The organism is Streptomyces sp. NPDC042364, from assembly GCF_056437585.1.
Genome location: NZ_JBWKAJ010000029.1, coordinates 43,726 through 60,286, shown reverse-complemented (window position 1 = coordinate 60,286; position 16,561 = coordinate 43,726). Strand labels below are relative to the sequence as shown.

Below are 16,561 nucleotides of genomic sequence, written 5' to 3'. Positions count from 1 at the left end.
GATGTACGTGCTCACCTCCCGGCCAGATTGATCAAGGGAACTTGACGGGAGGTTGCGCTCTCAGGAGCGGGCCCTCGGTGGTGGGCCGAGCGGATGAGGACGGAGACCAGGACAGCCAGGTCAGCTGCGCCGGCAGCGTCGTCCGCGTAGCGCGTGGTCTGTAAAGGGCCAGTCTGATCCAGCCGGACTCCCTCCAGCTCCAGGACATAGGCGAGGGTGAGCATGGCGAGGCGGGCATTGCCATCGGTGAAGGGGTGGAAGAAGGCCACGTCCAGGTAGGCCCTGGCTGCGCGGGAGGCCAGGGGGACTTGGCGGTCGGCGCTGTCGCGCAGGCAACGCGCAAAATCTCGCTGGGTGTGTGGCGTGAGTGCGTAGCGTTCCCGGCCGCCCTTGGCGAAGGCATCGCCTTGCCGGAATGCAACCTCTGGCATGCCGAGGACAAACCGCTGCCACTCAGCCAGAAGCGCGCAGGTGAGGGGGCGCTTGTGGGAGGCGTCTGCGCGCGACTGAGCCAGCGCCGCTCGCAATCGGTCGGCTCGACCCGGATCCGAGGAACGGCCCCCCGCATCGCACCAGGTACCGAAGCCGTCCACGGTCGCCTCGACTGGGGCCGGTGTCTCACCTGCCGCGGAAGTCCAGTCGATCTGGTTCCTGACATGGCACCAGTCGGTCAAGGCGTCAGCGGTCACGGTAAGGCTGCTCTCCGGTCAGGCCTACGGCAAGGTCCTCGCCCACGGCGTCGACCAGGGTCCGCGACGGTTCCGTCCAGCTCTCGAACCGTCCACCGATTGCGGTCTCGACCGCGTCCTTCGCGCTTTCCGACCCCATGCCCGTAGAAGAGAGGAACCACGTCAGCACCGTGCGGCAGAGCCCGTACCAGCCGCATTCGGCACCCGTGCGGTCCACCACCACTGTCACCAACCGGGTAGCCGCCCGTTCCAGGTGCCAGCTGCGCTCCTCGGCGTCCGCTCCAGCGGGCGGCGCCAACCGACCGAACCGCTCGGCCAACTCCTCCAGCCAGTCGCGCCACTCCAGCAGCGACGCGATCACCTTGGCGGCCGTCGCTGCGGGTTCGCCTATCGAATGGGAGGCGCAGCACCAGCTGGTGACGATGCCACCGCCGCCGCCCTCGCCAACCGCCCAATGCCATCCGCAGGCCCACCGGCCGTATCGGGCTGCCAGAAGCACCGTGACCTCGGTGATGAAGCGATGATTCGCTTCCCACCCGGCATCGGCAGGAGGCACCATCGAGGCGATCGCTGAGGTGACCTGAGAGTCCTCCTCATCGTTCCAGGTGAAGGCAATGAGATCGGGATCGACCGCAGACCATGGCAACCAGGCCGGAGCGAGCTCGTCATTGATGGCCGTGGCGTTCCTCCAGAACCGGGCAGTGCAGGGCGACTGAGCGATCGTGCCAAAGCCTCGCGGCTTTGTCATACAAGTTTCCGCGCCGCCGATCTACTTCCATGGCGCACAGTGGGACGCTGCCGGGCCATCTGCAGAGTTCGGTGGGCGGCCATGTCGGTCCGCAAGATGGTGCGACGGCGCGTACGGACGAGGGTGCCGTCCAGCAGAACCACGACTCCGCCGCTGCCACGCACACCAGCACCGAGGGCGTCCTATTGCCACCACCAGGCCAGGCACCTCGCCGTCGTCGCCGACAACCACGACACCCTCTGGGCCCTCGCACCGGACGGCCACGACTGGAACGCCGCCGTCATCAACGACCCGCTTCTCACCGCCGTCGTCAAGGGCTACATCCGCCACGGCCTCTACGTCCAGCAGATCTACGCCGACTTCCCCGACGAACTGAGCGCCCGCTACGGCCCCGGCCCCTCCAGCACCTGGGACGGCCCCCGGACGCCGGCACCGCACCACGGTCGCTCCCGAGACCGCCCCCGCAGGCCTGACCAGACTCAGGCCGCGGTCACGTGCGTGCAGGCCAACTCGGCGGGTCAGGAGCAGTCGCCGCCAAGTGGGCGAAGGTCATGCGGCGTGTGCCGCACGTCATGCGGGTCGGCGGTGCACCCTGGTCAGCGCCTCCCGCAGCAGCCGGGTCGCCTCGGTGATGTCGGCGGCGCCGCCCGGCCGGCGCCAGGCCACGTACCCGTCGGGGCGGACGAGCAGCACACCCTCCTCGTCGATCTCCGCGCGGCGGCTCCACTCGCCGTACGCGTCGTGCGCGTCGCGGTCGATGACGACGGTGCGCAGGTCGAGACCGAGTTCCCGGACCAGGGTTTCGGCGGCGTCGGCCCACGGGGCTCCGGCCAGGCCGGTGACGACGGAAAACTTGCCCTTGCCGACCAGGTCGAGCGTCGAGATGCGCGCGCCCTTGTCGTCCACGAGCCAGGCGTGCGGCAGTTTCGCGCCGGGGCGGGAGGTCGGGCGGCCGAAGAGTTCGTCGTCGCGGGAGATCGTTTCGACGGTGCCGTCGGGGATGACGGCGGCCGACTTGTAGCGCTGGTTGTGTTCGACGCCGTGGGCGTTGAACTCGTAGTGCTTCAGTTCGATCGCCTCGCGGATGGCCCGCCGCTTCTTCGCCCCGTCGGCGTCCGGCTGCCGGGCCGCGTGCAGCGCCTTGGAGATGCCTTCCTCGTCCCCACCCACGACGCCGAGAGCCTCGAAGAGCGGAAGGAACTGGTCCCGGGAGAGGTTCGCGCGTTCGACGATCTGCTTGGCGACGGGGGCTCGTTCGTCGGTGTAGGTGTCCAGCAGCGCCGGTCCGGCGTGTCCCTTGAGTACGGCCGCCAGCTTCCACGCCAGGTTGTAGGAGTCCTGGACGGAGGTGTTGGAGCCGAGGCCGTTGGACGGCGGATGCCGGTGGACGGCGTCCCCGGCACAGAAGACGCGGCCGGCGTGCAGCCGGGTGGCGTAGGCGTGGTTGACGGTCCACAGGGAGGCGCTGTCAATCTGCACGTCGAGTTCGTCGTCACCCACGAGGTCGCGGACGATCGCTGCCGCAGCTTCGTCGGTGAGCGCGGACGGTGGGTTGTCGATGTCGTAGCCCCAGACGATGAGCCACTCGTTCCAGGGCCGGACCATGCGCAGCAGGCCCATGCCGATGCCTCCGACGTCGGCGCCCGGGCGCATGATCCAGTACAGGACGCTGGGACGATGTTCGACGTACTGCCCGAGGTCGGCCCTGAAGACGATGTTCATGCTGCCGGCCTTACCCATCTGCCCCTCCATCGGCAGCCCCAGCTTCTCCGCGACGATGCTGCGGCCGCCGTCGGCGCCGATCATGTAACGGGCGCGGACAGTGTGCTCGTTTCCGCTGGGCCGGTCGCGCAGGGTGGCGGTCACGCCGTCCGCGTCCTGCTCGAAGTCGACGAGTTCTGTGTTCAACCGGACCACGGCGCCCCGCTTGGCGGCGTTGGCCAGGAGGATGGGCTCCAGGTAGGTCTGCGGGAGGTCGATCATCCCGCAGGGACTCTGGGACGCGTACTCGGTCAGGCTCTCGTCACCGGTGCCCCAGGTGCGGATGCGGCCGATCTCGTCGCCGACGAGTGAGGTGGCGAACACGGTGTCGCCCATCAGATGGCTCGGTGTGCCCTTCTCCAGCGCCTCTTGCTCGATCCCGAGGTCGCGGAAGACCTCCATGGCACGCTGGTTGGTGATGTGGGCCCGCGGGGTGTCGGCGAGCCATCCGTACTTGGTGACCAGGTGGGTGCGCACACCGTAGGTGGCCAACAGCAGGGCGGCGGTTCCGCCGGCGGGTCCGCTGCCGATGACGAGAACATCGGTGTCGTAGCTTTCAGGCGTGCTCATGCTGTCTCCGTGAAGCTCTGTGGAAATCCGTCAGGGAATGGGCGCTCAATGCCCGAGACTCGCGATGCGGAAGGTGAAAGCGAGTTGGCGCCACTCGCCGTCGACAGGCCGGCCGTCGGGCGTGGGGCCGGTGCGCCGGACGAAGTCCGTGACCAGGTCGTCCTTGACGCCGAAGACCGCGTCGCGCCGGCCCGGGGCTCCGTCGAGGTAGGCCCCGCCCCGGACGAACAGCTGGGTGATCAGCGGCTGGTGTCCGGGGGCGTTGATCAGGAAGTGCACGTGCGGTGCACGGTAGGGGTGGCGTCCGACGGTGTAGAGCATCTTGCCGACCGGACCGTCGTCCGGGATCGGGTACTCGGACGGCAGGATCGACCAGAACGTGAACCGCCCGTCCGCGCCGGTGGTGAACCGGGCACGCAGCACCGGCCCGTCCAGATCAGGGAGTTGGACGTCGTAGAAGCCGTCCTCGTTTGACTGCCAGACGTCCACGACGGCACCGGCGACGGGTTTCCCCTCCTGGTCGGTCACCGTGATGTCCGCCCACATCGGCGTGCCCGTGAAGTCTCCCGCGATATCGCTGCCGTGTTCGGCGGCGGGCGGCCCGGCGACATAGAAGGGTCCGAGGATCGCGGAGGAAGTGGTGTCGGGCGTACGGGAGTTGGCGAGGGCATCGACGACGCTGGACACACCGAGGGTGTCGGAGAGGAGGATGAACTCCTGCCGCGTGCCGGTGGTGATGTGGCCGGCCTCGGTGAGGAAGTCGATGGCCCGCTGCCACTCCTTGGGGGTCAGGTCGTTGCGGATCGTGTAGGCGTGCAGGGTGCGGGCGAGATCGGTGAGCAGTTGCCTGAGACGCGGGTTCGTGCAGCCGTCGAAGCTGGCCACGACCTCGTCGGTCAGCGCGCGCAGGTCGGGAACGGACCCGGCCGCCGTCTGCGGGCGGAGGCCGTGCCAGGCGTCCCGCAGCAGGTCGGCGAGGCCGGTGCGGGTCAGTTCGCGCGGGTTCGGATACGGCTGCGCGGTGGCCAGTTCCGCCGCGCGGTCCAGGTCGGCCTCGGCCATGCCGAGATCCCGCAGTGACGTCGGTCCGCCGACCCGGCGGATCAGGTCGAAGACGCCGGTGGGGGCGTCGGGCACGCCCAGGGCGCGCGCGATGCGTTCCATCGTCCGTTCGGCGGCAGGCGCGTTGTACGCCATGGCGTGCGGGAGGATCACCGTGTGGGTCTCGGCGTGCGGCAGGCCGAAGGTGCCGCCCAGCGTGTGACAGAGCTTGTGGTGCAGGCCCATGCCGACGGCGCCGAGGCAGCTGCCGGACAGCCATGCCGCCTGCAGCAGATCCGCCCGTGCCGCCACGTCCGAGGGACGGTCGTGGAGGGCGGGGAGGGCTCGGCCGATGGCGGCGACCGCTTCCAGGGCCATGGCGTCGGTGACGGGATCGGCGTCCGGTGAGTAGAGGGCTTCCACGGCGTGGGCCAGCGCGTTGATGCCGCTGGTCACGGACATGGCGATGGGGAGAGCGAGGGTGAGCTCTACGTCGTAGACGACCGTTTCCGGCAGGATCGCGGGTGAGGACCGGGTGACCTTGCGACCGTCCACCGTCTCGCCGAGCACGGGGGTGACCTCGGAACCGGCATAGGTGGTCGGCACGATGATCTGGGGCAGGTCCGTGCGGACTGCCAGCGCCTTCGCGAGGCCGGTCGTCGAGCCGCCGCCGATGGCCACGAGGCAGTCCACCCGCTGGTCGCGCAGGAGATCCAGGGCCTGCTCGGTCACCTCTACGGGAGTGTGCATGGCGGCGCCGTCGAACTCGGCCACCACCAGGTCGCCCAGGACTTCACGGAGCCGTTCGGTGTCCGTGCGCAGGACCGGTGATCCGTCGGAGAGGAGCAGTACCCGGGACCCGCCGAGCCGTTCGGCCTCATCGTGGACCTGCGGGAGCGTTCCCGCGCCGAAGACCACCCGGCTCGGGCTGGCCGTGTGCACAAAACTCCTCATGAAGCTGCTCTCCGTGCTGCGGGGGTCAGGGGGTCTGTCGCAGTATTCGAGGCCGTGCACCGGCGTTCCTGCACAATCTCGGCATCGCTCTGCACAGAAACGGCGTCGTCCGCCGCCTGGTCCGTGCTTGCCCGCCCGTACGGAAGGCAGCAACACTGTGCCGCGAGGGAGGGCCGCATGAGCGAGATGGGACTCGGTGACACCCACGGAATCCTGGTTCGGCCGGGCGTGCGTCCCGTCCGCACGAGTGCGGGTCTCGGCTGGGAGAGGCTGTATGTGTCGACGCAGCGGGAGCTGCCGTACCGGGATGCCTTTCAGGGAGCCGGCAGCCACCTGGTGATCCTGCATCTGGACGGGCCCGTCACCGTCCGCAGGGGACGCCGGGGGTTGACGGCCGCGCGGCAGGTGCCGCCCGGCGGTCTGTTCCTGCATCCGGCCGAGACGGAGCTGGACGTGGAACTCGGCGGCTACCTGAACACCGTGCATGTCTACCTGTCGGACGCGGCCCTCCAATCGACCGCAGATGGTGGCCGGCCGGTACGGCTGGAGGAGGAGTTCGGCACCACGGATCCGCTCCTGGAGCAGCTGGTTCTGGCCCTCGACGGTCTCGTACGGCGCTGGGAGCCCAGTGCCAGCACCTACGCGGATCAGCTCGCGCTCATGACCGCGGCCCAGCTGGCCCGTCGCCACAGCGTGCGGGTGGGGGCACCCCCGGCCGGAGGCTGGGGGAGGGTCGACGAACGTGCGGGGCGGCAGGCAGGGCTCACCGACCGGCAGTTCGCGGCCGTTCGGGAACTCATCGACGCCCGGCTTTCCGAGCCGCTGGCGTTGGAGGACCTCGCCTCGGCAACGGGCCTCGGCGTCAGCCAGTTCGCCCGGCGTTTCAAGGCCCGCGTCGGGTGCCCTCCCCACCGGTACCTCGTGCGCCTGCGCGTGGAGCAGGCCGCCCGCCTGCTGCGCGCGGGTTCCATGCCCATCGCGCAGGTGGCGGCGGCATGCGGCTTCTCCCACCAGGAGCACCTGACCCGAGTGATCCGCGCCCAACTCGGCACGACGCCGGCCGCCCTGCGCCGCGAGGGCTGACGGAACCGCTGCGTGAGGCGCGCGGGCTGCAGCGGGCTATAGTTCCCCGTCGTCGAACGAAGGGAGCGACGATGGTCGCGCGCCTTGCAGGTTTTCTCCCCGGCGATCTGACCGAGGAACAAGCCGCGGTCTACCAGGCCATCTCCGGAGGCCCACGCGCCACCGGTCCTCAGCTCTTCGCCCTCACCGACGGCGAGGGACGGCTTCGGGGACCGTTCAACGCGATGCTTCTCAGCCCTGCGGTCGGTGCCGCTGTGCAGGCCGTGGGTGCGGCGGTGCGCTATCGGTCCTCGCTCAGCGACCGTGTGCGGGAGATGGCCGTGCTCCTCGTCGCCGCTCACTGGGGCAGCGCTTTCGAACGAGAGGCGCACGAGGCCGTGGGGCGTGCCTGCGGTCTGACCGAGGAGGAGCTGGGCTCCCTGCGTTCCGGTGCGCTGCCGGCCCTCACCGATCCCGACGAGACCGTCGCGCTGCGGACCACGGCCGCCCTGCTGCGCTGCGGCAACCTGGGCGACGACGAGTACGGCGCGGCCGTGTCGGCGATCGGCGAGCGCGGCCTGTTCGAGCTGACGACCCTGGTGGGCTACTACTCCACGCTCGCCCTGCAGCTCCGCGTTTTCGCGGGTGAGGAAGGCGAGCCGAGGCCGTCGGCGCCCTGAGGGCAGCTCGGTCACCCCTCCGGTGAGCGCTCTGCCATCCGTTTCGCGACCCGCGCGACAGTCTCGCGAAGCCACGTGTGCGCCGCGTCGTGGGTGTGGACGGGGTGCCACCAGAGAGCTTCGTGGAGGGGCATCGTCCCGTACGGCGGCTCCATGATCCGAATGCCTGCGGCGTCCCGCAGCCGCTCGGCGAGTCTGGCCTGGACGAGAGCGATTCTCCCGGTTCCGGCGACGAGGAAGCACAGTGCCTGGAAGGTGTCGGCGGAGACCTCCGAGCGGGGCTCGATGCCGAGCATGCTCAGGTGCCGCGTGGATGTTGTGTCGTACAGCCGCCGGTATGTCACCCAGGGCAGCCGGCTCAGGTCGTTCGGTGTGAGTTCGTCGCCCACCTCCGTATTGTCCTGTGAGACCACGAAGACCCAGCGGTCCTGGAAGACGTCGACCGCCGGGTAACCGCTGATGAAGCCGTGCGGCAGCAGTAGCCCGTCGGTGGTGCTCAGCAGTGCGGCTGTCTCCTCGGTGACCGTGGCGGGAGTCAGCTCGAAGTGGAGCCGGACCCCGGGCGCCTCCGCGTGAACGGTGCGGGTCAGTTCGGTGCCGAAGACCGTCACCGCGTAGTCCGAAATGATGATCTTGAACTCGTGGCGGTCCTCGGCCGGGTCGAATTCGGCCTGGCTGCTGAAGACCCGTTCCGCCATGTCGCAGGCCCTGGCCGTCCGCTCCAGCAACGCCTGGCCGAGGGCGGTCAGCTCGTAGCTGTTGCCGGTCCTGAAGAGAAGTTCGTCGTCGAAATGCCGGCGCAGTCGCGCGAGGGCGCCGCTCATCGCGGGCTGGCTGAGCCCGATGCGCTGTCCGGCCTTGGTGACGTTGCGTTCCTCCAGCAGGGCGCGCAGAGCAACCAGGAGATTCAGGTCAAGGCTGGCCAGATGCATGGCGCTCCCAAGGGCTGGTCGCCCGTCGAGAGACGAGAGACGAGACAAGAAGCTCATCGGTGCGGCCGATGAGCTTCATCCGGCGAATCGATTTCCCCAATCGGTCGTGGTGCGGCCAGATTAGTCGCACCGCCACCGAGAGGACACATCCGTGAAACGTGATGTTGATTCACCGCCCTTCTCGAGCCCCTTCGCCCTCGGCACCGTCAGCGCAGCAGGCCGGGATCCGTTCCCCGCTCTGGTCGTGCCGGGCGGCCATGTACTGGACCTGCGTGCCGCTCTGGGCGCGCCGGGGCTCACCGTGCGCACGCTGCTGGAGGGCTGGGACGAGGTGCTGCCCCGTCTGCGCGCTCTGGCCGCGGACACGGCCGGCGACTGGCTGCCGCTGGACGGCCTGCGGGTACATGCCCCGGTGGAGCCACGGCAAGTGTTCCAGTCCGGCGCCAACTACCGGCAGCACGTGATCGACCTGGCCGTCGCCCACCGCTCCCCCGACGACCCCCGCACGGTCGAGGAGGCGCGGACGGAGTTCGCGGAGGTCATGGACCGGCGGGCGCGCGAGGACCTGCCGTACGTGTTCATCGGTCTGCCGAGCGCGATCACCGGCCCGTACGACGACGTCGTCCTGCCCGCATGGGCCGCGCAGCCGGACTGGGAACTGGAGCTGGCGGCCGTGATCGCCAAACCCGCCCACCAGGTCTCCGTGGAAGAGGCCCTGGAGTACGTCGCCGGGTACACCATCGCCAACGACCTCACCGACCGCGCCACCGTCTTCCGCCAGGACATGCCCGGCATCGGCACCGACTGGCTGCACAGCAAGAACGCTCCCGGCTTCACCCCGCTCGGCCCGTGGATCGTCCCCGCCGAGTCGATCGCGGACCCCGGTGACCTGCGGGTCACGCTGAAGCTCAACGGGAACACCATGCAGGACGAGTCCACCAAGGACATGCTGTTCGGGCTCGCGCGGCTGGTGTCGTACATCTCGCAGACCGCCCAACTCCTGCCCGGTGACCTGGTGTTGACGGGCAGCCCGGCAGGAAACGGCATCCACTGGGGCCGGTTGCTGGCCGACGGCGACGTCATGGAGGGCTCCATCACCGGGCTCGGTGTGCAGCGCACCCGTTGTGTGGCCGGGACACCGGCATGAGCCTGGACCGGCGCGACCCCGAGGGCGCGATCGCCGAGGCCGCGAAGGCGTACTCGAACTGGGGACGCTGGGGAGAGGACGACGTTCTCGGCACCCTGAACTTCCTCGACGAGGCGAAACGCCGCGAGGGCATGGCGCTGGGCCGACGCGGGGTGAGTTTCTCGCTCGCACAGCGCTTCGACATGAACGGCCCGCAGAAGGGCTGGCTCAGGCGCACCAACCCCATCCACACCATGCTGATGACCGGCACCGACGCGGCTCTCGGCAACCAGGGTTCCCCGCACGGTATCGGCGGCGCCGACGACCTCATCACGATGCCGTTGCAGTGTTCCACCCAGTGGGACGGACTCGGCCACGTCTTCGACCACGGCAAGGCGTGGAACGGACGCGACGCCGCGAAGACCGTCACCTCCGACGGCGACCTGGTCACCGGCATCGAGCACATGGCCCCGTACGTCGCCGGGCGCGCGGTCCTCCTCGACGTCGGCCGGGTCATCGGGGTCGGCGGCGAGCTGCCCGACGGCTTCGCCATCACCGAAGAACACCTGACCGTCACCGCCGAGGCACACGGCGTCGTCGTCGGCCGGGGTGACATCGTCCTCGTGCGCACCGGGCAGCTGGCCCGGGTGCGCCGTGAGGGCTGGGGCGAATACGCGGGCGGTGACGCACCCGGCCTGTCCTTCACCACCGCCGGCTGGCTGCACCGCACCGAGATCGCCGCGATCGCCACCGACACCTGGGGCTTCGAGGTCCGGCCCAACGAGTTCGAGAACGCCTTTCAGCCGCTGCACCAGGTCGTCATCCCCAACATGGGCTTGCTGGTCGGCGAGATGTGGGACCTCGACGCGCTCGCCGCGGACTGCGCGGACGACGGCGTGTACGAGTTCTGGCTCACCGCCGCACCCCTGCCCATCACCGGAGCTGTCGGCTCACCCGTCAACCCCATCGCCGTCAAGTAGCGCATCGGCCCGATCCCCGTGAAGTAGCTGGATCGCACAGCCAGAGGAACAAGGGAGTTCCCATGACCGACACCCGCACCGTCCTCGTCGTCGGCGGCGGCACCGCAGGAAACGGCCTGACCGTCCTGCTGCGCAAGGCCGGCATCGACGTCGACCTCGTCGAAGCCAGGGCCGACTGGAACGTCCACGGCTCCGGCATCACCACTCAAGGCAACGCCCTGCGCGTGCTGCGCGAGATCGGCGTGTGGGAGGAGGTCGAGAAGCACGGCTTCGGGTTCGACGCGCTCGGCATCACCGCTCCCGACGGGACGGTGCTGCACGTCGACGCGCATCACCGCACTGGCGGACCGGACCTGCCCGCGGTTGTCGGCATGCAGCGGGCGGACCTCCAGCGCATCCTCATCGACGCGGTCCGAAGATCCTGTGCCCGGGTCCGGCTCGGTACCACCGTCCAGCAGCTGGAACAGGACGCCGCAGGTGTCGACGTCACCTTCAGCGACGGCACGTCGGGCCGGTACGACCTGGTCGTCGCCGCCGACGGACTGCACTCCGCGACCCGCGCCATGATCGGCATGAGCGAGCGGCCCGAACCCGTCGGCATGGGGATCTGGCGCGTCTGCGCACCTCGTCCCGCACGTGTCGAGCGCACTGACCTCGCTTACGGCGGACCCTGTTACATCGCCGGCTACTGTCCCACCGGCCCGGACTCCCTCTACGCGTACCTGGTGGAACCCCAGCGGGACCGCGCGAGCCTCGTCCCCGACGCCTACGCCGAGGAGATGCGCCGTCTCGCCGAGCCGTACGGCGGTGCCTGGGACGAGATCCGCGCGTCCATCACCGATCCGAAGAAAGTCAACTACACGGTGTTCACCCGGCACCTGGTCGAGGGCTCCTGGCACCGCGGCCGCGTCGTGCTCGTCGGCGACGCCGCGCACAGCTGCCCGCCCACTCTCGCCCAGGGCGCGGCGATGTCCCTGGAGGACGCCCTGGTCCTGGCGGAGCTGCTCGCCGGCCGCGACGACTGGGACGACGAACTGCTCACGGCCTACTACGAGCGGCGCATCCCCCGAGTCCGGCTGGTCGTGGACGGCGCCGTCCAGATCTGCCGGTGGCAGCTGGAGGGGGTACGCGATGCCGACGTGCCCGGTCTGATCGGCCGCACGATGACCATGCTGACGGAACTGCCGTGACACCGCCCACCCGTCTCCCGCCACCGCCGTTCCTAGGAAGCGCTGCGCGCCCTTTGACTGTCGACGTCCACGCCCACGTCGTACTCCCCGAGCTGGAGGAGGCCGTCGCCGGGTGGCCGGAACGCGCCGCCGCACGCGCTCTGGAGGCCCGCCGCAACGGCCCAAAGGCCCAGGCCGTCAGTGGGCCCATGATCCGTGAACGCATCCCCCTGCTGACCGACGCCAAAGCCCGCCTGGCCGCGATGGACGCCTGCGGTGTCGACATACAGCTCGTGTCTCCCGTCCCCGACTACCACTACTGGGCGGACGAGGAGCTGGCCCGCACCGTGTGGGAGCTGGCCAACACCGGTGTCGCGGCACACTGCGCGCAGGCACCGCAGCGGCTGCGCGGCCTCGGGCTGGTCCCGCTCCAGCACCCGCACCTGGCCGTCGAGGCTCTCGAACACGCCTTGGAGCAGGGCCTGTCGGGTGTCGAGATCTCCTCGCACGCACCCGGCCGCGAACTGTCGGACCCCGCATACGAACCCTTCTGGAGCCGCGCGGAGGAGACCGGGGCGGTGCTGTTCCTGCACCCCTACGGCTGCACCCTCGACGAACGCCTGGACCAGTGGTACCTGTCCAACACCGTCGGCCAGCCCACCGAGAACGCCGTCGCGCTCTCCCACCTGATCTTCTCCGGCGTCCTGGACCGCCACCCGGAACTGAAGCTGATCGCCGCGCACGGGGGCGGCTATCTTCCCACCCACATCGGCCGCTCCGACCACGCCTGGCGGGTCCGTCCCGATGCCAAGGGCTGCGCCCACCCACCCAGCAGCTACCTCAAGCGGCTGTACTTCGACTCGCTCGTCCACGACCCGTCCGTCCTGCGCGAGCTGGTCCGGATCGCGGGTGCCGACCGGGTGCTGCTCGGTTCCGACTTCCCCTTCGACATGGGGGCCGAGGACCCACTGGCCGCCCTGCGCGCCGCTCACCTGCCCGACCCCGACTTCCACGCCATCCGCGGTGCCAACGCGGCATCGCTGCTGCGCCTCACCTGAGGCCACTCGAACAGGAGCCCCACTCATGGCCGAGCGTCTGCTCACCCACCTGAGGCATGTCGACCTCGCCGTTCCCGACTACGACAAGCAACTCGACTTCTACGCCGGCATCTGGGGCCTGACCAAGGTCGCCGAGGACTCCGGCATCTCCTTCCTCGCCGCCGAGGGCAGCCCCGAGCAGTACATCGTGCGCCTGCGCAAGGCCGAGGAAAAGCGCCTCGACCTCATCTCCTACGGCGCCGCCACCCCGGCCGACGTCGACACCCTCGCCGAGCAACTCCTCACCGGCGGAGTGCAGTTGATCTCCCAGCCGGGCAAGGTCGACACCCCCGGCGGCGGCTACGGCTTCCGCTTCTTCGACATCGACGGCCGCACCATCGAGGTCTCCGCCGACGTCGCCGCACGACAGCACCGCAAGATCGAGGAGAAGGAGTCGATCCCGGTCAAGCTGTCGCACGTCGTCATCAACTCCCCCGACCTGGGCGCCACCAAGGAGTGGTACGAGCGCCACCTCGGCTTCCGGCTCTCCGACACCCTCTGGCACCCCAAGATGGGCGAGGCCATGCATTTCATGCGGATCAGCTCCCAGCACCACTCCATGGCCATCGCCCAGGGCCCGCACACCTCCCTGCACCACATCTCCTTCGAGATGCGCGGCATCGACGAGTACATGCGCGGCACCGGCCGACTGCTGCGCGCCGGGGTGCACAAGGTCTGGGGCCCCGGCCGCCACTACGCGGGCGACAACACCTTCTCCTACTTCCACGACCCGCACGGCAACACCGTCGAGTACACCACCGAGCTGGAGCAGTTGGACGAGGACACCTGGCACCCCCACGTCTACGACTTCTCCACCGACGAGGTCTCCGACCAGTGGGGCACCGCCAACCCCGTGAACGAACTGGTCGCCAAGGAGTCCTTCAACGACCCCGACCGCGGCTGCTTCACCGCCCCGCCGGTCTGATCCTCCCTGCTCCGGGGGCGCGGCGATGCCCCGCTCGGCCCTCAGTGCCCGCCGCGCCCCCGGCCCGCCTCCCTTGGAGCCCCCATGCGCTTGGCCACGTACGAGTATCAGGGCCGCCGCCACTGCGGCGTGCTGGACGGTGCCGCCATACGTCCCTTCCCCGACGGCACGACACTGCTCGACCTGATCCGCTCCGGCCTCCCGCGAGCGGCAACCGACCTCCCGCCCACCGCGGACCCGGTCCCGCTGGACGCCGTACGGCTGCTTCCGCCCCTGGAACCGCCGTCCGTGCGCGACTTCTACACCTTCGAAGAGCACATCGAGGGCGTACGGCGCTCCGGGGACCGCGGCGTACCCGAGGCGTGGTACGACGCACCCACCTTCTACTTCACCAACCCCGCCGCCCTGATCGGCGCACACGACGACGTCCCGTATCCGCCCGGCAGCAAGGTGCTGGACTTCGAACTCGAGGTCGCGGTCGTCATCGGCCGCGAGGGCCGCGACCTGACGCCCGAGCAGGCGCGCGACCACATCGCCGGATACACCCTGTTCAACGACTGGTCGGCCCGCGACCTCCAGGTCCGTGAGATGCAGGTGGGCCTCGGCCCCTGCAAGGGCAAGGACACCGCCACCACCCTCGGCCCCCACCTCGTGACCCCGGACGAGCTGGAGCCGTACCGGGACGCCGACGGCTTTCTGCGCCTCGCCCTGACCTCGGAGATCAACGGCGAGGTCGTCGGCAAGGACCTGCTGTCCAACATGAGCTGGACCTTCGAGGAGATGATCGCCTACGCCTCACGCGGAACCGTCGTCCGAGCCGGCGACGTGCTCGGCTCGGGCACCTGCGGCAACGGCGGTTGCCTGGCCGAACTGTGGGGTATACGAGGCGAGCGGATCCCGCCGCCGCTGAAGCCGGGCGACACCGTCACCCTCACCGCGGACGTCCTCGGCTCCGTCCGCAACACCGTCATCCCCGGCCCCGAGCCGGTACCCCTCCCGACCGGACGCCGTCGTCCCCGAAGCCGTCCCCGTCCCTGAACGGACCGGACTCCGCCGGCACAACCCGCCCTGCTCAGGCCACGACACCGCATCGGTCGCGCGGATGAGCCGGATCCGGCATACCGATCGCACGGAGGGTGGGCGGCGGGCCCCCGAGGCCGCATAGTCGTCCCACCTGCACGCCGCGTCCCCGTTCTGCGTCGGCGTGACGTCCTCCCCGCATGCCGAACGCCGCCCGCGCCTGTACGGCATGCCCACTGCACACACCGTCCCCCGGAGTTGCCATGCCTGCTTCCGTTCCCTTGCCCTGCGCCGCGGTCGACGAGTCCGCCCCGCCGTCCGTGAGTGTGTCGGGCCCGGCACACCTGCTACGGGTGAGCGCGCTGATGGCCGGCAGCTGTCTGCCCGTGCTGGGCGCGGTACTGATCGCTCCTGTGCTGCCGAAAATGCAGGACCACTTCGCCTCGACCCCCGGCGCCACGGCGCTCGTCCCCCTCGCGCTGACCATTCCGGCACTGGCACTTGCTCTGCTGGCACCGTTCGCCGGAGTGATCGTGGACCGCGTGGGCCGCAAGCGTCTGCTCCTGGTGGCGACCGTCCTGTACGCGCTGTTCGGCACCGCACCGCTCTGGCTGGACTCGCTGGGCGCGATCATTGCCAGCCGCGCCCTGGTCGGCGTCACCGAGGCTGCCATCATGACCTGCTGCACCACCCTGATCGGCGACTACTACTCCGGCCGGCGGCGGGTGAAGTACCTCGCCCTGCAGACCATGTGCGCCTCCGCGTCCGCCACGGCGTTCTTCGTGCTCGGAGGTGCTGCCGGTGCGGCGGGCTGGCGGGTCCCGTTCTGGGTGTACGCGGTGAGCCTGCTGCTCGCCCCGGTGCTGGCCTTCGCCCTGCCCAGCCCGACGGTGCGCGAGGTCACAAGGACAGCCGTGGAAGGTCTCCAGGCTGCCCATCGCCCCTTCCCTTGGCGGCAGATGACGGGCAGCTGCGCCCTGACCTTCTTCGGGGCGATGGTTTTCTACACCGTTCCCGCGGAGATGTCGTACCTGCTCGATGACCTCGGCGTGGAGAGCACCGGTGTCATCGGTCTGGCAACCGCGGGCGCGAGCGCCGCCACGGTGGCCGGAGCGATTACCTTCGCCCGGCTGAAGCGCTCCCCCGACCCGATGCTGCCCGCCGTCCTCACCATCTGCGCGGCCGGTTTCGGCGTGATGTTCCTCGCCGACAGCATCCCGCTGATGGTCGTCGGTGCAGTGATCAACTGCCTGGGTACGGGAATGCTGTTGCCGGCGGTCCTCACCAGTGCCATGTCCCGGCTGAAGTACGAGGACCGCGGCCGGGGCACGGGGCTGTGGACATCTGCCTACTTCGGCGGCTGTTTCGTGTGCCCGCTGGTGCTGCTCGCCGTCGAGTCGGTGGTCGGCACTCTGGCCGGTGCCGTGGGCCTGCTGGGCCTGGCCACCGCAACAATCGCGCTCGGGCTGCTGGTCGCCGGGCGGCGGGCCGTGCACACGGGCCCCGCACGATCTGTGTGAACACCGTGGAGACCCCGATCGACGGCGGCCTCACCGCGCACAGCGGCGCCGAGCCGGTCTCGGACGCCGTGCGCCAGGAAACCTGAACCACGCGCTCCGCGCCGCCGGGGCACCCGAACCAGCAGAAAGGCCCTCTCACCCATGGACAAGGCCCGCCCAAGCGCCGACGAGGCGGTCGCCGACATCCCCGACGGAGCCTCCCTGGCCGTCGGCGGCTTCCTTGGCCATCACCGGCCCCGACGCCTTCGCGACGATCTCCATGATCTGCCGATAGTCCGGCGTGAGCA

General features: G+C 69.8%; 14 protein-coding genes and 1 pseudogene. 10 read left to right on the top strand and 5 right to left on the bottom strand.

The window, feature by feature from the left end; all coding sequences use genetic code 11:
• Positions 1–11: 11 nt before the first annotated feature.
• From AC067N_RS35745 to AC067N_RS35730, 4 genes are all read right to left on the bottom strand, one after another.
• Positions 12–689 carry a Fic family protein gene (locus tag AC067N_RS35745; RefSeq protein WP_478683106.1) on the bottom strand — a complete coding sequence of 226 codons (678 nt, stop codon included), beginning with the start codon at positions 687–689 and terminating at the stop codon, positions 12–14.
• Positions 679–1,437, bottom strand: a complete 759-nt coding sequence (locus AC067N_RS35740) for a hypothetical protein (protein WP_478683105.1) — start codon at positions 1,435–1,437, stop codon at positions 679–681. Before AC067N_RS35740 ends, AC067N_RS35745 begins: the two co-directional genes overlap by 11 nt.
• Positions 1,438–2,007: 570 nt before the next feature.
• Entirely contained in the window at positions 2,008–3,768 is a 1,761-nt protein-coding gene (locus AC067N_RS35735; protein WP_478683104.1) for an FAD-dependent oxidoreductase, read from the bottom strand.
• A 45-nt stretch (positions 3,769–3,813) separates the two neighbouring features.
• Positions 3,814–5,763, bottom strand: a complete 1,950-nt coding sequence (locus tag AC067N_RS35730) for a maleylacetate reductase and hydroxyquinol 1,2-dioxygenase domain-containing protein (RefSeq protein WP_478683103.1) — start codon at positions 5,761–5,763, stop codon at positions 3,814–3,816.
• Between the two features lie 177 nt (positions 5,764–5,940).
• Here AC067N_RS35730 and AC067N_RS35725 point away from each other — a divergent pair, with 177 nt between their 5' ends.
• Both AC067N_RS35725 and AC067N_RS35720 read left to right on the top strand, forming a co-directional pair.
• Complete coding sequence (locus tag AC067N_RS35725) at positions 5,941–6,846, top strand: helix-turn-helix domain-containing protein (protein WP_478683102.1); 906 nt, start codon at positions 5,941–5,943, stop codon at positions 6,844–6,846.
• A 71-nt stretch (positions 6,847–6,917) separates the two neighbouring features.
• Complete coding sequence (locus AC067N_RS35720) at positions 6,918–7,505, top strand: carboxymuconolactone decarboxylase family protein (protein WP_478683101.1); 588 nt, start codon at positions 6,918–6,920, stop codon at positions 7,503–7,505.
• 11 nt (positions 7,506–7,516) lie between these two features.
• Here the strand turns inward: AC067N_RS35720 and AC067N_RS35715 are convergent, their stop codons facing one another.
• A complete protein-coding gene (locus tag AC067N_RS35715; RefSeq protein ID WP_478683100.1) occupies positions 7,517–8,437 on the bottom strand; it encodes a LysR family transcriptional regulator in 921 nt (306 codons plus the stop codon).
• Positions 8,438–8,588: 151 nt separating this feature from the next.
• Between AC067N_RS35715 and AC067N_RS35710 the strand changes: the two genes are divergently transcribed.
• The 8 genes and pseudogenes from AC067N_RS35710 to AC067N_RS35675 all read left to right on the top strand — a co-directional run.
• The gene (locus AC067N_RS35710) at positions 8,589–9,584 is read left to right on the top strand and encodes a fumarylacetoacetate hydrolase family protein (RefSeq protein WP_478683099.1); all 996 of its coding nucleotides are present in this window, start codon (positions 8,589–8,591) and stop codon (positions 9,582–9,584) included.
• On the top strand, positions 9,581–10,543 hold the full coding sequence (locus AC067N_RS35705; RefSeq protein WP_478683098.1) for a cyclase family protein: 963 nt from the start codon (positions 9,581–9,583) through the stop codon (positions 10,541–10,543). The genes AC067N_RS35710 and AC067N_RS35705 overlap by 4 nt, the downstream gene beginning before the upstream one ends.
• Positions 10,544–10,605: 62 nt before the next feature.
• Positions 10,606–11,733 (top strand): FAD-dependent oxidoreductase, encoded by a 1,128-nt coding sequence (locus tag AC067N_RS35700; RefSeq protein ID WP_478683097.1) that lies wholly within the window; start codon positions 10,606–10,608, stop codon positions 11,731–11,733.
• A 53-nt stretch (positions 11,734–11,786) separates the two neighbouring features.
• Positions 11,787–12,770 carry an amidohydrolase family protein gene (locus AC067N_RS35695; RefSeq protein ID WP_478683096.1) on the top strand — a complete coding sequence of 328 codons (984 nt, stop codon included), beginning with the start codon at positions 11,787–11,789 and terminating at the stop codon, positions 12,768–12,770.
• A 25-nt stretch (positions 12,771–12,795) separates the two neighbouring features.
• A complete protein-coding gene (locus tag AC067N_RS35690) occupies positions 12,796–13,734 on the top strand; it encodes a VOC family protein (RefSeq protein ID WP_478683095.1) in 939 nt (312 codons plus the stop codon).
• 84 nt (positions 13,735–13,818) lie between these two features.
• The gene (locus AC067N_RS35685) at positions 13,819–14,772 is read left to right on the top strand and encodes a fumarylacetoacetate hydrolase family protein (RefSeq protein WP_478683094.1); all 954 of its coding nucleotides are present in this window, start codon (positions 13,819–13,821) and stop codon (positions 14,770–14,772) included.
• 245 nt (positions 14,773–15,017) lie between these two features.
• Positions 15,018–16,274, top strand: a complete 1,257-nt coding sequence (locus tag AC067N_RS35680; protein WP_478683093.1) for an MFS transporter — start codon at positions 15,018–15,020, stop codon at positions 16,272–16,274.
• 141 nt (positions 16,275–16,415) lie between these two features.
• Positions 16,416–16,493, top strand: a pseudogene (locus AC067N_RS35675) (succinyl-CoA--3-ketoacid-CoA transferase); the annotation flags it as partial.
• Positions 16,494–16,561 lie beyond the last annotated feature (68 nt).

Bases quoted from the DNA above. Each gene is read 5' to 3' on its own strand.
- AC067N_RS35740 (WP_478683105.1), bottom strand. From the start codon at position 1,437: ATGACAAAGCCGCGAGGCTTTGGCACGATCGCTCAGTCGCCCTGCACT.
- AC067N_RS35735 (WP_478683104.1), bottom strand. From the start codon at position 3,768: ATGAGCACGCCTGAAAGCTACGACACCGATGTTCTCGTCATCGGCAGC.
- AC067N_RS35730 (WP_478683103.1), bottom strand. From the start codon at position 5,763: ATGAGGAGTTTTGTGCACACGGCCAGCCCGAGCCGGGTGGTCTTCGGC.
- AC067N_RS35725 (WP_478683102.1), top strand. From the start codon at position 5,941: ATGAGCGAGATGGGACTCGGTGACACCCACGGAATCCTGGTTCGGCCG.
- AC067N_RS35720 (WP_478683101.1), top strand. From the start codon at position 6,918: ATGGTCGCGCGCCTTGCAGGTTTTCTCCCCGGCGATCTGACCGAGGAA.
- AC067N_RS35715 (WP_478683100.1), bottom strand. From the start codon at position 8,437: ATGCATCTGGCCAGCCTTGACCTGAATCTCCTGGTTGCTCTGCGCGCC.
- AC067N_RS35705 (WP_478683098.1), top strand. From the start codon at position 9,581: ATGAGCCTGGACCGGCGCGACCCCGAGGGCGCGATCGCCGAGGCCGCG.
- AC067N_RS35700 (WP_478683097.1), top strand. From the start codon at position 10,606: ATGACCGACACCCGCACCGTCCTCGTCGTCGGCGGCGGCACCGCAGGA.
- AC067N_RS35690 (WP_478683095.1), top strand. From the start codon at position 12,796: ATGGCCGAGCGTCTGCTCACCCACCTGAGGCATGTCGACCTCGCCGTT.
- AC067N_RS35685 (WP_478683094.1), top strand. From the start codon at position 13,819: ATGCGCTTGGCCACGTACGAGTATCAGGGCCGCCGCCACTGCGGCGTG.
- AC067N_RS35680 (WP_478683093.1), top strand. From the start codon at position 15,018: ATGCCTGCTTCCGTTCCCTTGCCCTGCGCCGCGGTCGACGAGTCCGCC.